The organism is Frankia sp. Cppng1_Ct_nod, assembly GCF_920656135.1.
Lineage (GTDB): Bacteria > Actinomycetota > Actinomycetes > Frankiales > Frankiaceae > Protofrankia > Protofrankia meridionalis.
This window is the reverse complement of the sequence record NZ_CAKKTK010000030.1, coordinates 1-18,239: the sequence shown is the minus strand read 5'-3', so window position 1 is coordinate 18,239 and position 18,239 is coordinate 1. Positions and strand designations below refer to the sequence as shown.

Annotated in this window: 17 protein-coding genes and 1 pseudogene; 9 read left to right on the top strand and 9 right to left on the bottom strand. The window is 68.6% G+C overall.

From position 1 onward, the window contains the following. From hpt to folE, 3 genes are all read left to right on the top strand, one after another. Window positions 1-1,830 (top strand): hypoxanthine phosphoribosyltransferase, encoded by a 1,830-nt coding sequence (hpt, locus tag NBW77_RS11070; RefSeq protein WP_250279654.1) that lies wholly within the window; start codon window positions 1-3, stop codon window positions 1,828-1,830. A gap of 206 nt (window positions 1,831-2,036) precedes the next feature. Then, entirely contained in the window at window positions 2,037-4,196 is a 2,160-nt protein-coding gene (gene ftsH, locus NBW77_RS11065; RefSeq protein ID WP_131745124.1) for an ATP-dependent zinc metalloprotease FtsH, read from the top strand. After that, a complete protein-coding gene (gene folE / locus NBW77_RS11060) occupies window positions 4,148-4,942 on the top strand; it encodes a GTP cyclohydrolase I FolE (RefSeq protein WP_242605544.1) in 795 nt (264 codons plus the stop codon). The genes ftsH and folE overlap by 49 nt, the downstream gene beginning before the upstream one ends. Window positions 4,943-5,049: 107 nt before the next feature. Here folE and NBW77_RS11055 read toward each other — a convergent pair. The 4 genes and pseudogenes from NBW77_RS11055 to NBW77_RS11040 form a co-directional block, all read right to left on the bottom strand. Next, window positions 5,050-5,934: pseudogene (locus NBW77_RS11055) on the bottom strand (Crp/Fnr family transcriptional regulator); the annotation flags it as partial. Window positions 5,935-5,951: 17 nt separating this feature from the next. Further along, window positions 5,952-6,407, bottom strand: coding sequence for a glutaminase (locus tag NBW77_RS11050; RefSeq protein ID WP_242605543.1), 456 nt, complete (start codon window positions 6,405-6,407; stop codon window positions 5,952-5,954). Between the two features lie 200 nt (window positions 6,408-6,607). Then, window positions 6,608-7,453: an ATP phosphoribosyltransferase gene (hisG, locus tag NBW77_RS11045; RefSeq protein ID WP_165485805.1), complete on the bottom strand. Its 846-nt coding sequence runs from the start codon at window positions 7,451-7,453 to the stop codon at window positions 6,608-6,610. Between the two features lie 51 nt (window positions 7,454-7,504). Further along, window positions 7,505-7,771, bottom strand: a complete 267-nt coding sequence (locus NBW77_RS11040; RefSeq protein WP_250279653.1) for a phosphoribosyl-ATP diphosphatase — start codon at window positions 7,769-7,771, stop codon at window positions 7,505-7,507. Between the two features lie 331 nt (window positions 7,772-8,102). Here NBW77_RS11040 and NBW77_RS11035 point away from each other — a divergent pair, with 331 nt between their 5' ends. From NBW77_RS11035 to NBW77_RS11025, 3 genes are read left to right on the top strand one after another with little or no spacing between them, the layout of a single operon-like run. Continuing rightward, window positions 8,103-8,903, top strand: a complete 801-nt coding sequence (locus NBW77_RS11035; RefSeq protein WP_131745121.1) for a Cof-type HAD-IIB family hydrolase — start codon at window positions 8,103-8,105, stop codon at window positions 8,901-8,903. A gap of 49 nt (window positions 8,904-8,952) precedes the next feature. Then, on the top strand, window positions 8,953-10,581 hold the full coding sequence (locus tag NBW77_RS11030; protein WP_242605541.1) for a TldD/PmbA family protein: 1,629 nt from the start codon (window positions 8,953-8,955) through the stop codon (window positions 10,579-10,581). Further along, entirely contained in the window at window positions 10,578-12,011 is a 1,434-nt protein-coding gene (locus NBW77_RS11025) for a TldD/PmbA family protein (RefSeq protein ID WP_250279652.1), read from the top strand. Before NBW77_RS11030 ends, NBW77_RS11025 begins: the two co-directional genes overlap by 4 nt. Window positions 12,012-12,028: 17 nt before the next feature. On the opposite strand, the gene NBW77_RS11020 is transcribed toward NBW77_RS11025, so the two are convergent. The 3 genes from NBW77_RS11020 to NBW77_RS11010 form a co-directional block, all read right to left on the bottom strand. Next, the gene (locus NBW77_RS11020; RefSeq protein ID WP_131745119.1) at window positions 12,029-12,598 is read right to left on the bottom strand and encodes a bacterial proteasome activator family protein; all 570 of its coding nucleotides are present in this window, start codon (window positions 12,596-12,598) and stop codon (window positions 12,029-12,031) included. A gap of 93 nt (window positions 12,599-12,691) precedes the next feature. Continuing rightward, complete coding sequence (locus tag NBW77_RS11015; RefSeq protein WP_131745117.1) at window positions 12,692-13,684, bottom strand: NAD(P)H-quinone oxidoreductase; 993 nt, start codon at window positions 13,682-13,684, stop codon at window positions 12,692-12,694. A gap of 101 nt (window positions 13,685-13,785) precedes the next feature. Beyond that, window positions 13,786-14,367 (bottom strand): hypothetical protein, encoded by a 582-nt coding sequence (locus NBW77_RS11010; RefSeq protein ID WP_207386803.1) that lies wholly within the window; start codon window positions 14,365-14,367, stop codon window positions 13,786-13,788. Between the two features lie 34 nt (window positions 14,368-14,401). On the opposite strand from NBW77_RS11010, the gene NBW77_RS11005 reads away from it, so the two are divergent. Continuing rightward, the gene (locus NBW77_RS11005; protein WP_207386802.1) at window positions 14,402-15,022 is read left to right on the top strand and encodes a S1C family serine protease; all 621 of its coding nucleotides are present in this window, start codon (window positions 14,402-14,404) and stop codon (window positions 15,020-15,022) included. A gap of 111 nt (window positions 15,023-15,133) precedes the next feature. Here NBW77_RS11005 and NBW77_RS11000 read toward each other — a convergent pair whose 3' ends face one another. Both NBW77_RS11000 and NBW77_RS10995 read right to left on the bottom strand, forming a co-directional pair. Further along, window positions 15,134-15,373 carry an NUDIX hydrolase gene (locus NBW77_RS11000; RefSeq protein WP_131745113.1) on the bottom strand — a complete coding sequence of 80 codons (240 nt, stop codon included), beginning with the start codon at window positions 15,371-15,373 and terminating at the stop codon, window positions 15,134-15,136. A 120-nt stretch (window positions 15,374-15,493) separates the two neighbouring features. Then, window positions 15,494-15,655, bottom strand: coding sequence for a hypothetical protein (locus tag NBW77_RS10995; protein ID WP_242605539.1), 162 nt, complete (start codon window positions 15,653-15,655; stop codon window positions 15,494-15,496). 532 nt (window positions 15,656-16,187) lie between these two features. Here NBW77_RS10995 and NBW77_RS10990 point away from each other — a divergent pair. Continuing rightward, on the top strand, window positions 16,188-16,979 hold the full coding sequence (locus NBW77_RS10990; RefSeq protein WP_250279651.1) for a SigE family RNA polymerase sigma factor: 792 nt from the start codon (window positions 16,188-16,190) through the stop codon (window positions 16,977-16,979). Between the two features lie 599 nt (window positions 16,980-17,578). Beyond that, complete coding sequence (locus tag NBW77_RS10985; RefSeq protein ID WP_207386800.1) at window positions 17,579-18,163, top strand: hypothetical protein; 585 nt, start codon at window positions 17,579-17,581, stop codon at window positions 18,161-18,163. The last annotated feature ends 76 nt before the right edge of the window (window positions 18,164-18,239 follow it).

The following is an 18,239-nucleotide window of genomic DNA, read 5'->3' as shown; positions in this document are numbered from 1 at the left end:
ATGGATGAGCGCAGGGCCGCGGTCGAGGTCCGAGTCGCCGTCCGCAGGTCGATTGTCGATCTTGCGCCGGGTAGCCTTGTGCTTGTGGCCTGCTCCGGCGGGCCGGACTCGCTGGCGCTTGCGGCCGCGCTCGCGTTCATAGCGCCCCGCCGGGCACTACGCGCCGGACTGGTCACTGTCGATCACGGTTGGTATGAGGGCTCCACCGCGCACGCGGCCGCGGTTGCCGCGCAGGGGCGGGAACTGGGCCTCGACCCCGTTGATGTGCTGCCCGCCCATTCCCCACGTTCGGAGGGTGCCGCCCGCGACGCCCGCCGGGCCGCCCTGCTTGCCGCGGCACGGCGCCTGCGTGCGAGCGCGGTGCTGCTCGGACACACCCTCGACGACCAGGCGGAGACGGTGCTGCTGCGGCTCGCCCGCGGTTCCGGGGCGCGCTCGCTCGCGGGCATGCCGCGTTCCGACGGGGTGATCCGGCGCCCGCTGCTGGACATCCGCAGGTCGGTGACGCACCGTGCCTGCCTCGCCGAGGGGCTGACCGCGTGGGACGACCCCACGAACGCCGACGAGGCGTTCGCCCGGGCCCGAGTCCGCCACCGTGCCCTGCCCATCCTTGAGGATGCTCTCGGGCCGGGCATCGCCGAGGCCCTTGCCCGCACCGCGGACCTCCTTCGAGCGGACACCGACGCGCTCGACATGGACGCGACCGCTGCCTACGACCGGTTGGCCTACGACCGGCTCACGAAGCCACCTGGCGGACCGCAGGGCGGGCCGGAAACCGTGCCGCAGAGCGGTGTGGACCACTCCCCCGAGCCACCCGTCCGGATCGATCTGGACCTCGATGGTCTCGCCGGTCTCAGTAGGGCGCTTCGCGGGCGGGTGCTGCGGCGGGCGGCGCTGGCGGCCGGTAGTGCGCCGACCGGCCTGCGGGCCGATCATGTCCAGGCCATGGACGAACTGGTGACCAGGTGGCGCGGGCAGAAACCGGTCCCGCTGCCGTCGGGCGTCATGGCGGTGCGTGCGGATGGCAGGATCTCGGTGTTCCAGGCCGCCGGGTCGCAGGCCGCGGGCCGGGGGGATGCGTCCCGTCGACCGCGGTCGGGCAGACCCGGGCCGGGGATCCCGTCAAGCACCCCCACGCGCGCCGCCGCCGGTGGCGGACCGCGTGGACACTCCAGGGAGGCTCAGGTGTCCGTTGTGCGAACGGTGTCCAATGAGAGGGTGTCCAGCGACACGGTGTCGGACGAGAGGACGTCCGGGTCCGAGATCCCCGAGCGGCCCGACGCGCATCCCGACATCGACGAGGTCCTCGTCAGCACCAACGACATCGCCACGAAGATCGGCGAGCTCGCGGCCCGGGTGGATGCCGACTACGCCGGGCGCGAGGTGCTGCTCCTCGGTGTGCTCAAGGGTGCGGTGATGGTGATGGCCGACCTGTCCCGAGCACTGACAGTGCCGGTGACCATGGAGTTCATGGCGGTGTCGTCGTACGGCTCGTCAACGTCCTCCTCGGGTGTGGTGCGCATCCTGAAGGATCTGGACCGCTCCATCGAGGGCCGGGACGTCCTCGTGGTCGAGGACATCATCGACTCCGGCCTGACGCTGTCCTGGCTGCTGCGGTACCTGCGGTCACGTGGACCCGCGTCCCTGGAGGTGCTCGCGCTGCTACGCAAGCCGGAGGCGCTGGCCGTCGACATCGACGTCCGCTATCTCGGTTTCGACATCCCGAGCGCCTTCGTCGTCGGGTACGGCCTCGACTACGCCGAGCGTTACCGCACCCTGCCCTTCGTCGGGACGCTGACCGAGGACGCGATCGAGCGCGGGGCCCGGTAGCGGCACGGGGATCGCCGGTTGCGGATCACTCGATCTTTCGCCCATTCGGGGCACTGAGGTGGAACAGGACGCTTCAGTCGCCCGTTGCTCGGATGTGAGCGCGGTATAGCGCGCGCACCGGCGGTACCCTCGGCACAAGGGAATCCCGATCGAGGGCAGCACACACGTCAGGAGGGTGGAGCGCGCGTGTCCAGCGCTCCAGGCAGATGACTCCAAGAAGAATCTTCCGTGGCTGGGTGCCTCTGCTGCTCCTGGCCCTGTTCGTGATCATTCTCACGACGGGGGTGTTGTCGGGTTCAAGCGAGTACTCCAAGCGTGACCTGAACTTCGTCCAGCAACAGATCGACTCCGGACAGGTCGCCTCCGCCACCATCCAGGACTCGAAGCAACGCATCGAACTCAAGATGAAGGACGGCTCGAAGTACGAGTCGTCCTATGTCACCGACCAGGCGACGACGCTCGCCAACCAGCTCCACACGAAGAACGTTGCCTATGACGTCAAGGTCGATCAGGGCAACCTCTTCCTGTCGCTGCTGCTCAACCTGCTCCCGGTGCTGCTCGTCGTACTCCTGCTGTTCTTCTTCATGAACCAGATGCAGGGCGGCGGCAACCGGGTGATGAACTTCGGCAAGTCCAAGGCCAAGCTCGTCAACAAGGACACGCCGAAGACCACGTTCACCGACGTCGCCGGGGCCGACGAGGCCATCGAGGAGCTTCAGGAGATCAAGGAGTTCCTGGAGAACCCCGGTAAGTTCCAGGCGATGGGGGCAAAGATCCCCAAAGGTGTACTGCTGTACGGACCACCGGGCACCGGCAAGACCCTGCTCGCCCGCGCGGTCGCCGGCGAGGCCGGTGTGCCGTTCTACTCGATCTCCGGTTCGGACTTCGTCGAGATGTTCGTCGGTGTCGGCGCAAGCCGCGTCCGGGACCTGTTCGAGCAGGCCAAGGCCAACGCACCCGCGATCATCTTCGTGGACGAGATCGACGCGGTGGGTCGCCACCGCGGAGCCGGTCTCGGCGGTGGCCACGACGAACGCGAGCAGACCCTCAACCAGCTCCTGGTCGAGATGGACGGGTTCGACGTCAAGGGCGGCGTGATTCTCATCGCCGCCACGAACCGGCCCGACATCCTGGACCCGGCGTTGCTGCGCCCGGGGCGGTTCGACCGACAGATCGTCGTCGACCGGCCCGACCTGCTCGGCCGCGAGGCGATCCTGAAGGTCCATGCCAAGGGCAAGCCGATCGAGGCGGACGTCGACATGCTGGTCATCGCGCGCCGGACCCCCGGGTTCACCGGCGCGGACCTCGCGAACGTCCTCAACGAGGCCGCACTGCTCACCGCCCGGTCGGACCTGAAGTTCATCTCCTCGGCCCTGCTGGAGGAGTCGATCGACCGGGTGATGGCCGGTCCGGAGCGCAAGAACCGCGTGATGAGCGACAAGGAGAAAAAGCGGATCGCCTATCACGAGGGCGGACACGCGCTGGTCGGGCATGCGCTGCCGAACAGCGATCCCGTCCACAAGATCACGATTTTGCCGCGTGGGCGAGCGCTCGGTTACACCATGCAACTACCCCTCGAGGACCGTTACCTGCAGACCCGGTCGGAGATGCTGGACCAGCTAGCGGTGTGCCTGGGCGGGCGGACCGCCGAGGAGCTCGTGTTCCACGAGCCGACCACGGGCGCCAGCGACGACATCGACAAGGCCACGAAGATCTCACGGGCAATGGTCACCCAGTTCGGGATGAGCGACAGGCTCGGGGCGCTGAAGTTCGGCGGCGAGAGCAGCGAGGTGTTCCTCGGGCGTGACATGGGACACCAGCGTGACTACTCCGAGGTGGTCGCCGCGGAGATCGACGCGGAGGTCCGCCAACTGATCGAGTCGGCGCACGACGAGGCGTGGGAGATCCTCGTCCAGTACCGGGATGTTCTCGACAATCTCGTCCTACGCCTCATGGACGTCGAGACCCTCGGCAAGGACGAGGTCCTGGAAATCTTCGCGACCGTGCAGAAACGGCCCAGCCGCGGCTCGTACACGGGTGTCGGCAAGCGCCTCCCGTCCGACCGGCCGCCGGTGATGACCCCGGCCGAACTGGGCCTACGTAAGCCCGGCGACGTTACCGACCTGGTCGGTGGCACCACCGCGGGTCAGGCTGTCCGGGAGAACGGCAACGGGAACGGCTCCCCGGCGGCAACCGGGAATGGCGTTGGGTCCGGTCAGGTTTCATCCGACGACTCCTCCAGGACGCCGCAGGAGGACGCAGGTACCGGCCCGACACCGACAGACCCGACGTCACCCGCACCGCGGATCTCCAATCCGTGGGCGCCACCGACGTTGCCGAACGACGACGACAGGGGACGCCGTTGACGACCGACTACGGTCTCGCAGCCACCGGGTACACGCCGTCGGCTCCTGCGGATGCCGATGGCGGCGTCGGCGTCGGCGTCGGCGATGACGGCGTCGGCGATGACGGCGTCGGCGATGACGGCGTCGCCGGCGCCGAACGGCGTGGGCCGGACCTCGGGCCACGGGCGGTCCGTCCGTTCGACCATGAGCGGGTCGCTCGTGCCATCCGCGAGCTGCTGATCGGTATCGGTGAGGACCCCGACCGGGAAGGCCTGCGCAAGACCCCCGAGCGGGTTGCGCGCGCCTACCAGGAGGCGGTGGAGGGCCTCGGGCGGGATCCGTCCGAGGTGCTGACCACCGTCTTCGACGAGGGCCACGAGGAGATGGTGCTGGTTCGCGACATCGACTTCACGTCGCTGTGCGAACACCACCTGGTCGTGTTCGCAGGGAAGGCCCATGTCGCCTACATCCCCAACGAAAATGGCCAGATCACCGGGTTGTCGAAGCTCGCACGGCTGGTCGACCTGTACTCGCGACGGCCTCAGGTGCAGGAACGGCTGACCACGCAGATCGCCGACGCCCTGGAACAGGCGCTGTCGCCCAGAGGGGTCATGGTGGTACTCGAGGCCGAGCATCTGTGCATGTCCATGCGGGGTGTGCGCAAACCAGGTGCGCGCACGGTCACCTCGGCGGTGCGCGGGCAGTTCCTCAGTACCGCGACCCGTAATGAGGGCATGTCGCTGATCCTCAGCAACCGCTGGGGATGACCTGCGGTCGTTCTCAGTCCCGTCAGTCCTGCATCGACACGTGGGTTTTCGCGGCGCAGATTCTCGAACGCGCCGACCGACAGCACATCGCACTCGGCATCCTCGGCGACGACGATCCGGCTGGAACGTAACCCACCGTCAACAAGGGCAAGCTCGCCAAAGGCGGTTCCGGCCGGCACGGTGTTGAGTCGGAACCATCGTGGGGCCTTCCCTGCCCGTGCCTCGACGTTGACCAGACCGCGGGTCACGAAATAGATGGAGTCCGCCGGGTCACCCTCATCGAAGATCACAAATCCGCGCGGGTAGGTCCGGCTCTCAGTGAGCGTTCTGACGACCGTGACCTCGTCACGGCTCAGTCCGGCGAGCAGTTCCTGCGCTCCGAACGGGACCCGGACGGTGGGCGGCAAGGTGGTGAGGTCCGCCCGCATCAGCCCGGCCACCGCCGGCAGCTGGCGCGGGTCGGCGAACAGGGTCGTGATCCCGCGCTCCGCAAGCTCCGCCAACAGCACCGCGAGCAGACTGATCGCCGCCTCGTCGATCACACCGATCCGGCGCAGGTCGAACACGATCCAGGAAACACCCTCAAGCTGGTTGCATACCGTACGCACGACCCTCTCCGTGCTCGAGAAATCGAGATCGCCCTGCAGCTCGTGAACGACGATCGTCGCACCCGACTGGTCCAGCACCACACGGTCACGTTTCGGTCGGATGCGTTTGGAGCTGACGGTGTCACCGCGGTAGGTGTTACGTACCGGATGCGCGGCCTGACCGCCCGATCGCAGCAGATGCAACGCGAACCGGTCGGACATCTCCCGGCAGGCGAGGACACTGCGGACGCTGTTGCCCTTGTCGTCGAGCGGCGGGCTGTACAGACCGATACCCAGATGACCCGGAAGCACCGCGCAGACACCACCGGCCACCCCACTTTTGGCCGGCAGACCGACCTGTAACATCCACTTGCCGGCATGGTCGTACATGCCGCAGGTTCCCATCACCGCAAGAACGGTCCCTACCTGGGCCTCGGACAGGACCCGCTGTCCGGGTCAGTGGGTTGACCCCGCCAAGCGCCAGTGTCGCCGCCATGACGGCCGGTGCCAGGCTCGAGCGTGATGGCGTTGAAGGCGTCCCCGGTGGGTTCGACGCCGACGCGGCCGATGACGTCGTCCAACCCGCGGTCACGCAGGGCGAGAGCATAGACGAACGGCTTGGAGACCGACTGAATCGTGAACGGCACCCGACTGTCACCCACGGTGTAGCTGTGACCGTCCATGGTTGTCATGGCGATACCGAAGGCGTCCGGATCGGCGTGGGCCAGCTCCGGGATGTAACTGGCAACGGTCCCATCGCGGCTATGGCGGAACCGACCGTGGATCTCGCCGAGCAACCGTTCGATCGGACCACCCCGTGGTGTCCCGTCACCGGAGTGAGCGGGGCCGTGGTCTGACGGAGTCGAGGAGCTGGTCATGACCGGCTATGCGGCATGGACGACGATCCCGGCGACCGGATACTCGACGCGCGTCTGGCTCTCCCTTCGGGCCGGCCTGCCGGAAAACACTCCCGACGTCCTCCGGATGCGGCCGAGAGCGAGCCCATCATGCCATCTAGATCATGCACCGTTGACGTTCCGCGGATAACGTCAGGGGCGCACGCGAACCCAGAAATGATCTAAAGGCGGCAGGCCTGGATCGACGAGACGATGATGCCCCGGGCGCCGATCTCCCACAGGTCATCCATCACCCGGTTCAACTCGGTGTGCAGCACCATGGTACGCACCGCCACCCAGTCCTCACGTTGCAGCGGCGATATGGTCGGCGATTCATAGCCGGGGGTTATCTCGCACGCCTTCTGAAGCACCGTGTTCGGAACGTCATAGTCCATCATGACATAACGCCTGGCGACCAGAACGCCCTGAATCCGGCGCAGAAGCCGCTCATGGGCCGGCGCGGGATCCAGCCCCTTCTTCGCGATGACAACCGCTTCGGAGCGCAACACCGGATCGCCCAGCAGCACCAGCCCATGGGCGCGCAGAGTACGTCCGGTCTCCACCACGTCCGCCACCGCGTCCGCCACCCCGAGCCGGACGGCCGTCTCCACCGCGCCGTCCAGCTTGACTATGTGCGCGTCGATCCCGCGCGCAGCAAGGTCGGCGGCGACCAGGCCGGGGAACGAGGTGGCGATCCGCATCCCCGCCAGGCCACCGGTGTCATTCAGAGTGCCTTCGGGCACGGCATAACGAAAGGTCGAGAATCCGAACCCGAGCGGTAGCAACTCGTCGGCGGCGACACCGCTGTCGATCAGCAGATCACGGCCGGTGATACCGATGTCGAGACGACCCGCCCCGACGTAGACGGCGATGTCACGGGGCCGGAGGAAGAAGAACTCGATGTCGTTCTCGGTATCGGTGATGACGAGCTCCGCCGATTCCCGATGCGCCTGGTAACCGGCGTCGACGAGCAACTGACCGGATGCCGTGGCAAGCGCCCCCTTGTTGGGCACCGCAAGTCGAAGCATCATCGCCCCCGTGTCACAGCTTGACACCGAATGCACACAGAATAGCTGTCATCACAACTTCGAGTATACGTCCTCGGGGGTGAGACCCGTCGAAATCATGACCAGCTGACTCCAGTACAACAGTTGCGACAGCTCCTCGGCGACGCGTTCCCGGCCTTCGTGCTCGGCCGCCATCCAGGTTTCCGCCGCTTCCTCGACCAGTTTCTTCCCGACATGGTGGATACCCTGGTCAAGAGCGGTTACAGTACCCGATCCCGGGGTCCGCTCACGCCATTTCGTACTCAGTTCCACGAAAAGTTCATCAAACGTCTTCATCATCGTTCGCCCCGCGTCCTCCCTGCATCCTCACCAGTACCAACCAGGTTTCCTGCGGGCCGCCAGCGACGCGTGAAGAACAATGCTTGCGCCGCGTTCGACCGCTCGACGTTCGACCGCTCGACGTTCGACCGCTCGACGCACCGGACGCCGGAAGACCGCCTTTCCCCGCCCAGGACGCCGCCCGGTCACGCGCATGCTACCGGTCGTCGTGCCGCCGGCAACGCCAGGAGATCAGCAGAACGGCCGCGCGTCCGCTGCTCCCCGAACCCGACAGGACCAACCTTTCCGATCATCGACCGCACGGCCATCCCCGCTGGTTTACTGAACTGCTGTGTTCCGTCCCGCGCTTGTCGCCACCGACCTTGACGGGACGCTGATCCGGACGGACGGCACGGTCTCGGACCGCACCCGGGCCGCGCTGCGGCGGGCCGAGGGTGCCGGATCCCTCGTGGTGTTCGTCACCGGCCGCCCGACCCGGGTGATGGCGGACGTCGTGACCCAGACCGGCGCTTCGGGCCTCGCGATCTGCGCGAACGGTGCACTCGTCTACGACCTGGACAGCCATACCACCGTCAGACATCACACCCTGGACACGGCGACCGCGCTGCGCCTGATCGTCGAGATCCGGGCGGCGGTGCCGGACGTCTGCTTCGCGGTGGAGAGCGGTGTGCGGTTCGGACGGGAGCCGGCCTTCACCACGATGTGGCCTGATCCCCACGAAGTCATCGGTCACATGGCCGAACTGCTCGTGGCAATGCCGGCGACAAAGCTGCTGGTCCGGCGGGAACCACACGGCAGCGACCTTGCCGACGCCCATGCCACGATCATGCGGATCGCCGGGTCGGCCGCCATGGTCACCACATCAAGTTATGATCTTGTGGAGATCGCCAGGGCGGGTGTCTCCAAGGGCGTCGCGCTGGCGGAGATCGCGGCCTACTACGGCCTGGCCGCGCAGAACGCGATCGCCTTCGGCGACATGCCGAACGACCTGCCGATGTTCGCCTGGGCCGGGCATGCCGTCGCGGTCGCCAACGCCCACCCGGACGTGCTGGCCGCCGCCGACGAGATCACCGCCTCGAACGATGCCGACGGAGTGGCCCACGTCCTCGAACGCCTCTTCCCCTTCCCCTGACCGGACGCTCCGAAAGGCAGATCATTTCCGCGAAGGCCAGGATGGGGCTATGGCCACATCTGCCACGACCAGCTCCGCGGGAGGCGCCCGTGTCGGCGGCACCCACGGCGACCCAGGGCACCCGGGCTCGGGCACGTCCGGCCCGCCACACCACGATGTGGACGCCGAGTTCCTGGCGCTGCCCCGCGCCGCGCTCGCGGACGCCGTGCTGCAGACCGCCCGCGACCTCGGCGCCACCCATGCCGACATCCGCATCGAGCGGACCCGCGACGCGTCCCTGTCCTTCCGGGACGGCGGTCTGGAAAGCCGCGGCGACGACGAGTCGGTCGGCTTCGCCGTGCGGGTCGTCCACGACGGGACGTGGGGGTTTGCCGCTGGCGTGGACCTCACGGTCGACGAGGCCGTGCGGGTGACCCGCGAGGCGATCGAGATCGCGCGGGTGGCCCGTCCGCTGAACAGCGAACCGGTGGAGCTGGCCGGCGAGCCGGTGCACACGGACGCGGTGTGGGTGTCGGCCTATGCGGTCGACCCATTCACCGTCGAGGCGAGCGAGAAGATCGAGCGCGTCGGTGGGTTGTGCCGCGCCCTGCTGGCCGCCTCGGACGTCGACCACGTCGACGGCAGGCTCGGCCAGGTGATGGAGAACAAGTTCTACGCGGACCTCGCCGGGACGACCACCACCCAGCAGCGGGTCCGGGTGATCTGTCAGATCGAGGCGACCCGCGTGGAGCGTGCCGTCGGCGGGTTCGAGACCATGCGCACGATCTCGCCCCCGGTCGGCCGTGGCTGGGAGTGGCTGGTCTCGGGTCCGGCCGCGGGCTGCTGGGACTGGGACGCCGAGATCGAGCTGATCCCATCCCTGCTGGCGGAGAAGGCCAAGGCATCCTCGGTGGAACCGGGCCGCTACGACCTGGTGATCGACCCGTCGAACCTGTGGCTGACCATCCACGAGTCGGTCGGGCACGCCACCGAACTCGACCGGGCGCTGGGTTATGAAGCCGCCTACGCCGGGACGTCGTTCGCGACCCTCGACAGGATCGGTACGCTGCGCTACGGCTCCGCGGCCATGCACGTCACCGGAGACCGCACCGCCCCGCACGGTCTCGCGACGATCGGTTACGACGACGAGGGTGTGCAGGCCGGACGGTGGGACATCGTCCGCGGCGGCACCCTGGTCGGCTACCAGCTCGACCGCCGGATGGCCGCGCAGAACGCGGCCGCGCTGGGAGTGGCCCGTTCCAACGGCTGCGCGTTCGCGGACTCCCCCGGCCATGTCCCGATCCAACGGATGGCTAACGTGTCCTTGCAGCCGGCGCCGGGTGGGCCGACCACCGAGGAGCTGATCTCCCGGGTGGAGCGTGGGATCTACGTGGTCGGTGACAAGAGCTGGTCGATCGACATGCAGCGGTACAACTTCCAGTTCACCGGCCAGCGGTTCTACGAGATCCGGGGCGGCCGGATCGTCGGGCAGTTGCGTGACGTCGCCTACCAGGCGACCACCACCGACTTCTGGGGGTTGTTGGACGCCGTCGGCGGTGAGTCGACCTACGTCCTCGGCGGGGCCTTCAACTGTGGCAAGGGCCAGCCGGGCCAGGTCGCCGCGGTCAGCCACGGCTGCCCGTCCGCACTGTTCCGGGACATCAACATTCTCAACACCCAGCGAGAGGCAGGCCGGTGAGCGTGCAGTCCCACGAAATCGTCGAACGGGCGCTGGCAGCGTCGGAGGCCGACGGATGTGTGGTGATCGCCGGTGAGTCGAGCGCGGTGAACCTGCGCTGGGCCAACAACACCCTCACCACCAACGGCGCGACCCGCGACCGGTCCGTCACCGTGATCAGCGTGGTGGGAAAGGCCTTCGGGGTGCGCTCGGCCAGTAGCGTCACGGACGGCGACGACCTGGAGAAACTGCTGCGACTGTCCGAGGCCGATGCCCGCGAGGCCGAGGACGCCGAGGACTACGCCGAACTGCTCGGCCCCGGTGCCGACATCGGCGAATCGCACTCGTACGGCGAGACCGCGGTTGCCGCCGCCGAAGCCGTGGCGGAGGCGACCTTCACAGACCCCGCGCAACGCACCGGCACCGGCGTCTTCGCCGACTTCGCCCGCGATCTCGGCGACGCGTTCGGCGCGGCGCGCGCGGACGGACGCCGCCTGTTCGGTTTCGCCCATCACGAACTGACCACGACCTGGCTCGGCACGTCCGCGGGGCTTCGGCTGCGGCACAGCCAGCCGACCGGCACGGTGGAGTGGAACGCCAAGACCGCCACGCCGGCAGCCTCGGTATGGCACGGCCAGTCCACCCACGACTTCACCGACGTGTCCGTCCCCGACACGGACGCGCTGCTGCGCCGGCGCCTCGCCTGGAGCGGGCGGTCGGTGGAGTTGCCCGCCGGCCGCTACGAGACGCTGTTGCCACCGTCCGCCGTGGCCGACCTGCTGACCTACGCCTACTGGTCGGCCGCCGGCCGCGACGCCGCCGAGGGACGCACCGTTTTCAGCAGGGCCGGCGGCGGGACCAGGGTCGGGGATGCGCTCGGCCCGGCCGGGCTGCACCTGTACAGCGACCCGCTCGACCCGGAGCTTCCGGCGACCCCGTTCGTGATCGCGGGTTCGTCCTCGGCGGCGTCCAGTGTGTTCGACAACGGGCTGCCACTGCGACGCACCGACTGGATCAGGGATGGCAAGCTGGCCGCGCTCGTCCAGACCCGCACCTCGGCACGTAACACCGGCTCGGCCGTGACGCCCATCATCGACAACCTGACCCTCGACGGCGGCGGCACCGCATCCCTCGACGAGATGATCGCCCAGACGTCACGCGGGCTGTTGCTGACCTGCCTGTGGTACATCCGCGAGGTCGACCCGCAGATCCTCCTGCTGACCGGGCTCACCCGCGACGGCGTCTACCTGGTCGAGAACGGCGAGGTCGTGGGTGCGGTCAACAACTTCCGCTTCAACGAGAGTCCGGTGGACCTGCTGGGCCGGCTCACCGAGGTCGGGGCCACGGCCCGGACGCTGCCGCGCGAGTGGGCGGACTGGTTCACCCTCGCGCGGATGCCGGCCGTTCGCGTCCCCGACTTCAACATGAGCTCGGTGAGCCCCGCCAGCTGACCGCGGCAGGCCCGCGATTACAGATAGGCGCCGCGACCGAACTGCTCCCCCGTCTGGGAACCGCTCGGCAGGGCACGTCGGCGCATCTCCTCCAGCTGCGCACGCGCAGCCATCTGCTGGGCGAACAGCGCCGTCTGGATGCCGTGGAAGAGTCCTTCCAGCCAGCCGACGAGCTGGGCCTGGGCGATCCGCAGCTCGGCGTCGCTCGGGGTCTGCGTCTCGTCGAACGGGAGGGTGAGCCGGCCCAGTTCGTCGGACAGCTCCGGGGCGAGCCCGTCAGAGAGCTCCCTGATCGAGTTGCGGTGGATCTCGCGGAGGCGGACTCTGCTCGCGTCGTCCAGGGGAGCCGCCCGCACCTCCTCAAGGAGCTGTTTGATCATGGTGCCGATCCGCATCACCTTGTCCGGCTGGGAGACCATCCCCGAGAGCGTGTTCAGCTGGTCGCCCTCGTCGTCCCCGGTGAGAGACGCGTCCGAGCCGTCACCGACCTCACCATGCACGACCCGCGGGCGAGTACTCGACGGATCGGCGTCCACAGCACCATCCGGTCCAACGATCACGACCCGCGGGTCCGCTTGATCTGCCATGTGCCCATCCTGCCCGGTCGACCGGACGGGTGCTCAGACGGGATGGGAATATCATTCGACCCGGTTACTGTCGGCGACGAACAGTCCGGACGGTCAGGCGTTCACCGCAAGCACGACCTTGCCCACATGTCCAAGATCCTCGATGTGGCGGTGCGCCTCGGCGACCTTCTCGATCGGCACCACCCGGTCGATGACCGGCCGGATCGCCCCGGCCTCGACCGCCGGCCACAGCTGCTCGCGGACGCCCGCGACGATCGCGGTCTTCTGCGCGTCCGGCCGGGCCCGCAACGACGCCGCATGGACGACACCACGCTTTGTGAGCAGTGCTCCGAGGTTCAGCTCGCCCTTGCGTCCGCTCTGAAGCCCGATGACGACGATCCGGCCCTCGACGGCCAGCGCGTCGACGTTACGAGCCAGGTAGGACCCGCCCATGTTGTCGAGGATCACGTCCGCCCCACGGCCGTCGGTGGCCTCCCGCACCCGGGCAACGAAATCCTCCTCCCGGTAGGAGATGGCAAGATCGGCACCGAGCTCGCGGACCCGCGCCAGCTTCGCGGGGCTGCCCGCGGTGGTCACGATCATCACCGACCCCCGCAGCGCCCGCACCGCCTGGATCGCGAACGTTCCGATCCCGGACGCCCCGCCATGCACGAGGAACACCTCGCCGTCGCCCAGGCCGGCCAGCCCGAACACCGTCGAGTAAACGGTGGCCGCCACCTCCGGCAGACCGGCCGCGTCGACCAGTGAGACGCCGGCCGGCACCGGCAGTACGTGGGACGCGGGCACGTTGACCCTGGCCGCGTAGCCGCCGCCGGACAGCAGCGCGCAGACCTCGTCCCCGGGCCGCCAGGCGGTGACGGCGTCTCCGACCTCGGCGATCCTGCCGGAACACTCCAGCCCGAGCACATCCGAAGCCCCCGGCGGGGGTGGGTAGAAGCCCTGGCGTTGCAGTAGATCGGCACGGTTCACCGCGGAGGCGACCACGTCGATGGCGACCTCATCCGGGCCGGGGGAGGCAAGGTCGTCCACCTCGGCCCACGACATGACCTCGGGACCACCGGACGACGTCACTGTCACAGCGCGCACGCGGTCACGTTATACGGAAAGGAGATACCGGAAGTAGCGGTGCGCGAACCGCGACACGCGGTCCACGGAGCCGGCGTTCTCACGCAGTCATCGGTTCAGTTTCACGAATGGCTCAGGTCACCGGGACACAGTGACCACATGGACGACACACAACCCCAGGACAGGTCGGTCGCCACGCTCCCACCGCCGTTCACCCGCATCGCAAGGCCGAACCAGCAGGCCGGTCCCGGCCAACCGGTGACCGCGGCTCGCACGCCCACCGCGAACGCGCAGGTCACGCGAACGCCCGCCGCCGACCCGTGGTGGGCGGCCGGCTGGCAGTTGAGCGCCGCCGTTCCCGAGGCACCGGCGCGACCGGCCGAGGCCTGCGACCGAGCCCCCTCCTGGGAGCGGTGGCCCGACCCGTCCACAGATTCCCGCTCCCCCTCGGGTGCGGCATCGCCCTTCATGTCCCCGCCGGCGGACTTCCCGCCTGCGCACACGGCGGTCGGGCCCGCCGTCCCACTGCCGAGACGCCGGCGCCTGGCACTCGCTCTGGCAGCGCTCAGCCTGGCCGCGTCCGCGGTCGGCGCCGCGGTCGGCGCCGCCGTGACGACCGCTTCCCACCGGTCCACGGCCGCGAGCACCGCGACGGCAACGTCCGCCGGGTCGGGGTCGTCCGCCACGAACACCGTGCCGAACACGGTCGCAGCGGCGGCAGCGAGGATCGAGCCCAGTGTGGTGACTCTGGAGGTTGTCGGGTCGGGCGGGTCGGCGGTCGGATCGGGGGTTGTGATCCGCGGCGATGGTTACATCCTGACGAACAATCATGTCATCGCAAGCGGTGGCACGGTCACCGTCAGGATGCAGGACGGTACCCGCTACGTCGGGACGGTCATCGGACAGAACGCCACCGCCGACCTCGCGATCGTCAGAATCGCCGCGACGGGGCTCATCCCCGCGACGTTCGCGGACTCCGCCGGCGTCGGCGTAGGCGATCAGGTCGTTGCGGTGGGCAGCCCGCTCGGGTTGTCCGAGACCGTCACGTCCGGCGTGGTCTCCGCCGTGGACCGGCAGATCGACATCAGCGCCCGCGAGGCCGGGACGACCGGTTCTGTCAGCTACCGGGCAATCCAGACCGACGCCGCGCTCAACCCGGGGAACTCCGGAGGCGCCCTGGTCAACTCGGCCGGGGAGCTGATCGGCATCACCTCGTCCATCGCGACGACGGACGGTTCCACGAGCGCCTTCCCCGGCCGGCAGCAGACCACATCCGGCAGCATCGGCGTCGGCTTCGCGATCCCCAGCAACCAGGCCCGTCAGGTCGCCGAGCAGATCATCGCCGCGACGAACGGATAGCCGCGGACGCATCGGGCGTGTTAAGCCCTACGGGGAAGAAATGTCAGGCCCGGCATATCCCTGAAGCTGGCCCGACCAGCCGTCGAGGGGCGTCCTCCAGGAGGAGACGCGTCACAGGTGCGTCGGCAGCAGCTCCTCTGACGGCGGGGGATTTCCGTGCTCGAGGTACGCCTGCCTGCCTCGGGCGCGGGCGGCCAGCGCCGCCATGATCCGGCGACTGAGACGAGGTGGGAGGTGCGACGGGAAATCCTCGGCGGCCACGAACTCCCAACCGGTCAGCTCCTCGGCCTGCACGGAGATTCGCGCTGTCCAGACCGGGGACAGGACCCCTGTCGTCGAAGAAGAGGACACCTGCGGCGACGCGGGGCGTGGCTATCGGAGGCGGCAACTCACCCATACCCGACTCACCCATACCGGTAGACCACCGGGCTCCGATCGGAGCGAATCGTCCGGCGCGTAACCTCCAAAATCCTATCCTCCTGGTTGTAGCACCGCCGCCTGGTTGTAGCACCGCCGCCAGACGAGGAGCACGTGCTGATCGGGAACTAGACCGAGGCGCGCCCGCTCGTCGTCCAGGGACGCTCTCTCGCTGACCGTGTCCTCCCACCTGAGCAGATGTCCTGCCTCAGTCATCCGGAAGTACATCCCACCAGGGCCGGTATCCATCTCTCCCAGACCGACGATCAGACGTAGCGACGATCTGTCAGATCGGGCGCGCTACGCCGGTTCAGGTTCGGGCTGCGGCTCCCCGGGCCCGGCCGGATCGGGTTCGGTGTACGGGGACGGCTCGTGCGGAGCCGGCGGAAGATCCGGGGTGCCGGGGAGCAGCGGGCCCGGGTCGTCCGGGATCGGGATCTCCGGATCGAGCGGGGACGGACCGGGCTGGTGGGAACGAACAGCTTCTTGCGGCGCGGGCATAGGCGCGGGCGTACCCTGACGGGCCCCCTCCGGAAACATCACCGTCGAAGCTCGGCGGGAGGACGCCGACAGGCCTCCCGCCGTCCTGTTTTTCCCGTCCCGTGATGGGATGACCGAATTGTGTCGACCCGGCGGAGACCGCGCCCTCCCGCTCGGACATACTTCGAGTGCAGCGCCAACAGTGCCATCGGGCGAGACCCACCGGGTGGCGTATCGGCCATCTGACGAGCCGCGGGGAGCACGCCGGTTGGAACGGGACGGGTACGCTGATCGTGATGATTCCATCACGGATCGCGACTCTGCGCGCAAGGTCGACTCTGCGCGCAAGGTCGACTCTGCGCGCAAGGTCGAATCTGCGCGCAAGGTCGAAGCCGATGGCCCCTTCCTTCACGGTCAGGGTCCGGCCGCCGAATTCAACGCGTTCTTCGAACAACACCACCGCCAGCTCGCACGGCTCGCCTACCTGCTGACCAATGACCGTGATGCGGCGGACGACGTCACAGCCGACGCGTTCACCGCCGCCTGGCGGCACTGGGACAGGGTCCGCCAGGCCGACAACCCGCTCGCGTACCTGCGACGTACCGTCGCGAACATGGCGACCAGCCGCATCCGAAGGATCATGCGCGAACGGCGTGGCCTCGGCGTGCTCGGCAACATGGCCGAAACCTGCAGTATCGACACGGATGTGCCGGCGGTAGTGGATGTCCGTGCGGCACTGATGGCGCTTCCGGCACGCAAGCGCGAATGCGTGGTGCTGCGTTACGCGTTCGACCTCTCGGAGGACGAGACCGCTCGCACTCTGGGGATTTCGGTCGGTACGGTCAAGAGCCAGACCTCGAAGGGGGCCGGGGCGCTCGAGCGCCTGCTCCTCGCGGGCACGGCCGACATCGACCATACGGCGCCCGCGGTGACGCCGCCCGCACCGGCTACACCAGCTAGATCGAGGACGAATTCCGGGGAGACCAGACGAAAGAGTGTTGCGCGCCCAAGACGGGAGGTTGATCCGCGGGCGCGACTGCGGGGCGGCGAGGCAACATGACCGGACCTTGTCGTAATCGCGGCCACAGCCGTCGCCGTCGCCCTGCGGAGCGTCCCCGCAGGGAGCCCGAGTCATGGCTACCCTCTGCGCTCACGAACGCGTCGTCCACCCACGAACCGGACACCGCCCGGATCCGTGAACGTATCGATGGGCCGACCACCCCCGCCCGGATGTCGGACTCCCGGCGCCCAGGCGCCCACGGCCGACCACGCAACCCGAACCCGCTGGTCAGCACCGGACGGTCCAGGCCGTCACAGGAACGTTCGTCCCGGCTCCGCCACCGACCCACCGTGCTCGCTTTCGGTGCCGCCACCGGGGCGGTCTGCGTCGCGGCCGTCACGGTTGTCGGCTTTTGGATGGTATCGCCGGACGCCGACAACCGACCCATCACGGTCGCGGCAGCTCCGCTGCCGTCAACGAGCACCTTGAGCAGCTCCCCGACCCCGACGTCCATGCCAACACCGTCGACATCACCCTCGCCCACAGGCTGGTCGGGACCGACCGACCCGGCTTCGGCCGCATCCGGCCCGGCGACCACCGCAACGCCCGGGACCCGCACCCAGACGCCGACCACCGGTCAGTGGCAGCTTCGGCTGAGCATGAGCGCCATTCCCGCCGGCCGGGTCGTACTTCCACAGCAGGCGACCAGGGACTGGGTGCTCTACGGTCGTGGCACGGACGGAACCCTGCCCGAGCAGGCGCGAGCGAACACGCGAAGCACGTACATCGGTCAGCTTGACGTGACGGGGGGCAACCCGACCGTCGTGACCGGGATGAACGGCCGTTTCGACTGGAACGGAGGCAGGCCGCAGGCGACCGGGAAGGACTACATCGAGCGGATCGCGGTGCAGACCCCCGGCGAGCTACGGCTGACCATCCCGCCAACCGGGATCTCCGGCCATCTGGACCTGTATCTCGGTACTCTCGGCGTTCGTGGCCAGGTCCGCGTGGACGTCGGTGGGAAGACCGCCGCGGCCATGACACTCCAGCCGCCCCAACCAGGCCGCTGGGTGGACGCAGTCGTACGGATCAGCTTCCAGGGAACCCTCAACCAGGGCAGCCTGACGATCCGCATGTCGACCTCGGACGGAGCCGGACAGCCCGGCTCCAACGGCCAGCAGGGCGGCGCCGGGTCATCGGGGCAGCTCTCGCTCGCCGCGGCCGTCCTGTCCGATGGCTTCTGATCGGCACGCAGTCCGAAGAAATGTTCCGAAGGCGGCAACCACCCCGGGCTTCGAAGCGACTGGACATGTGAACGTA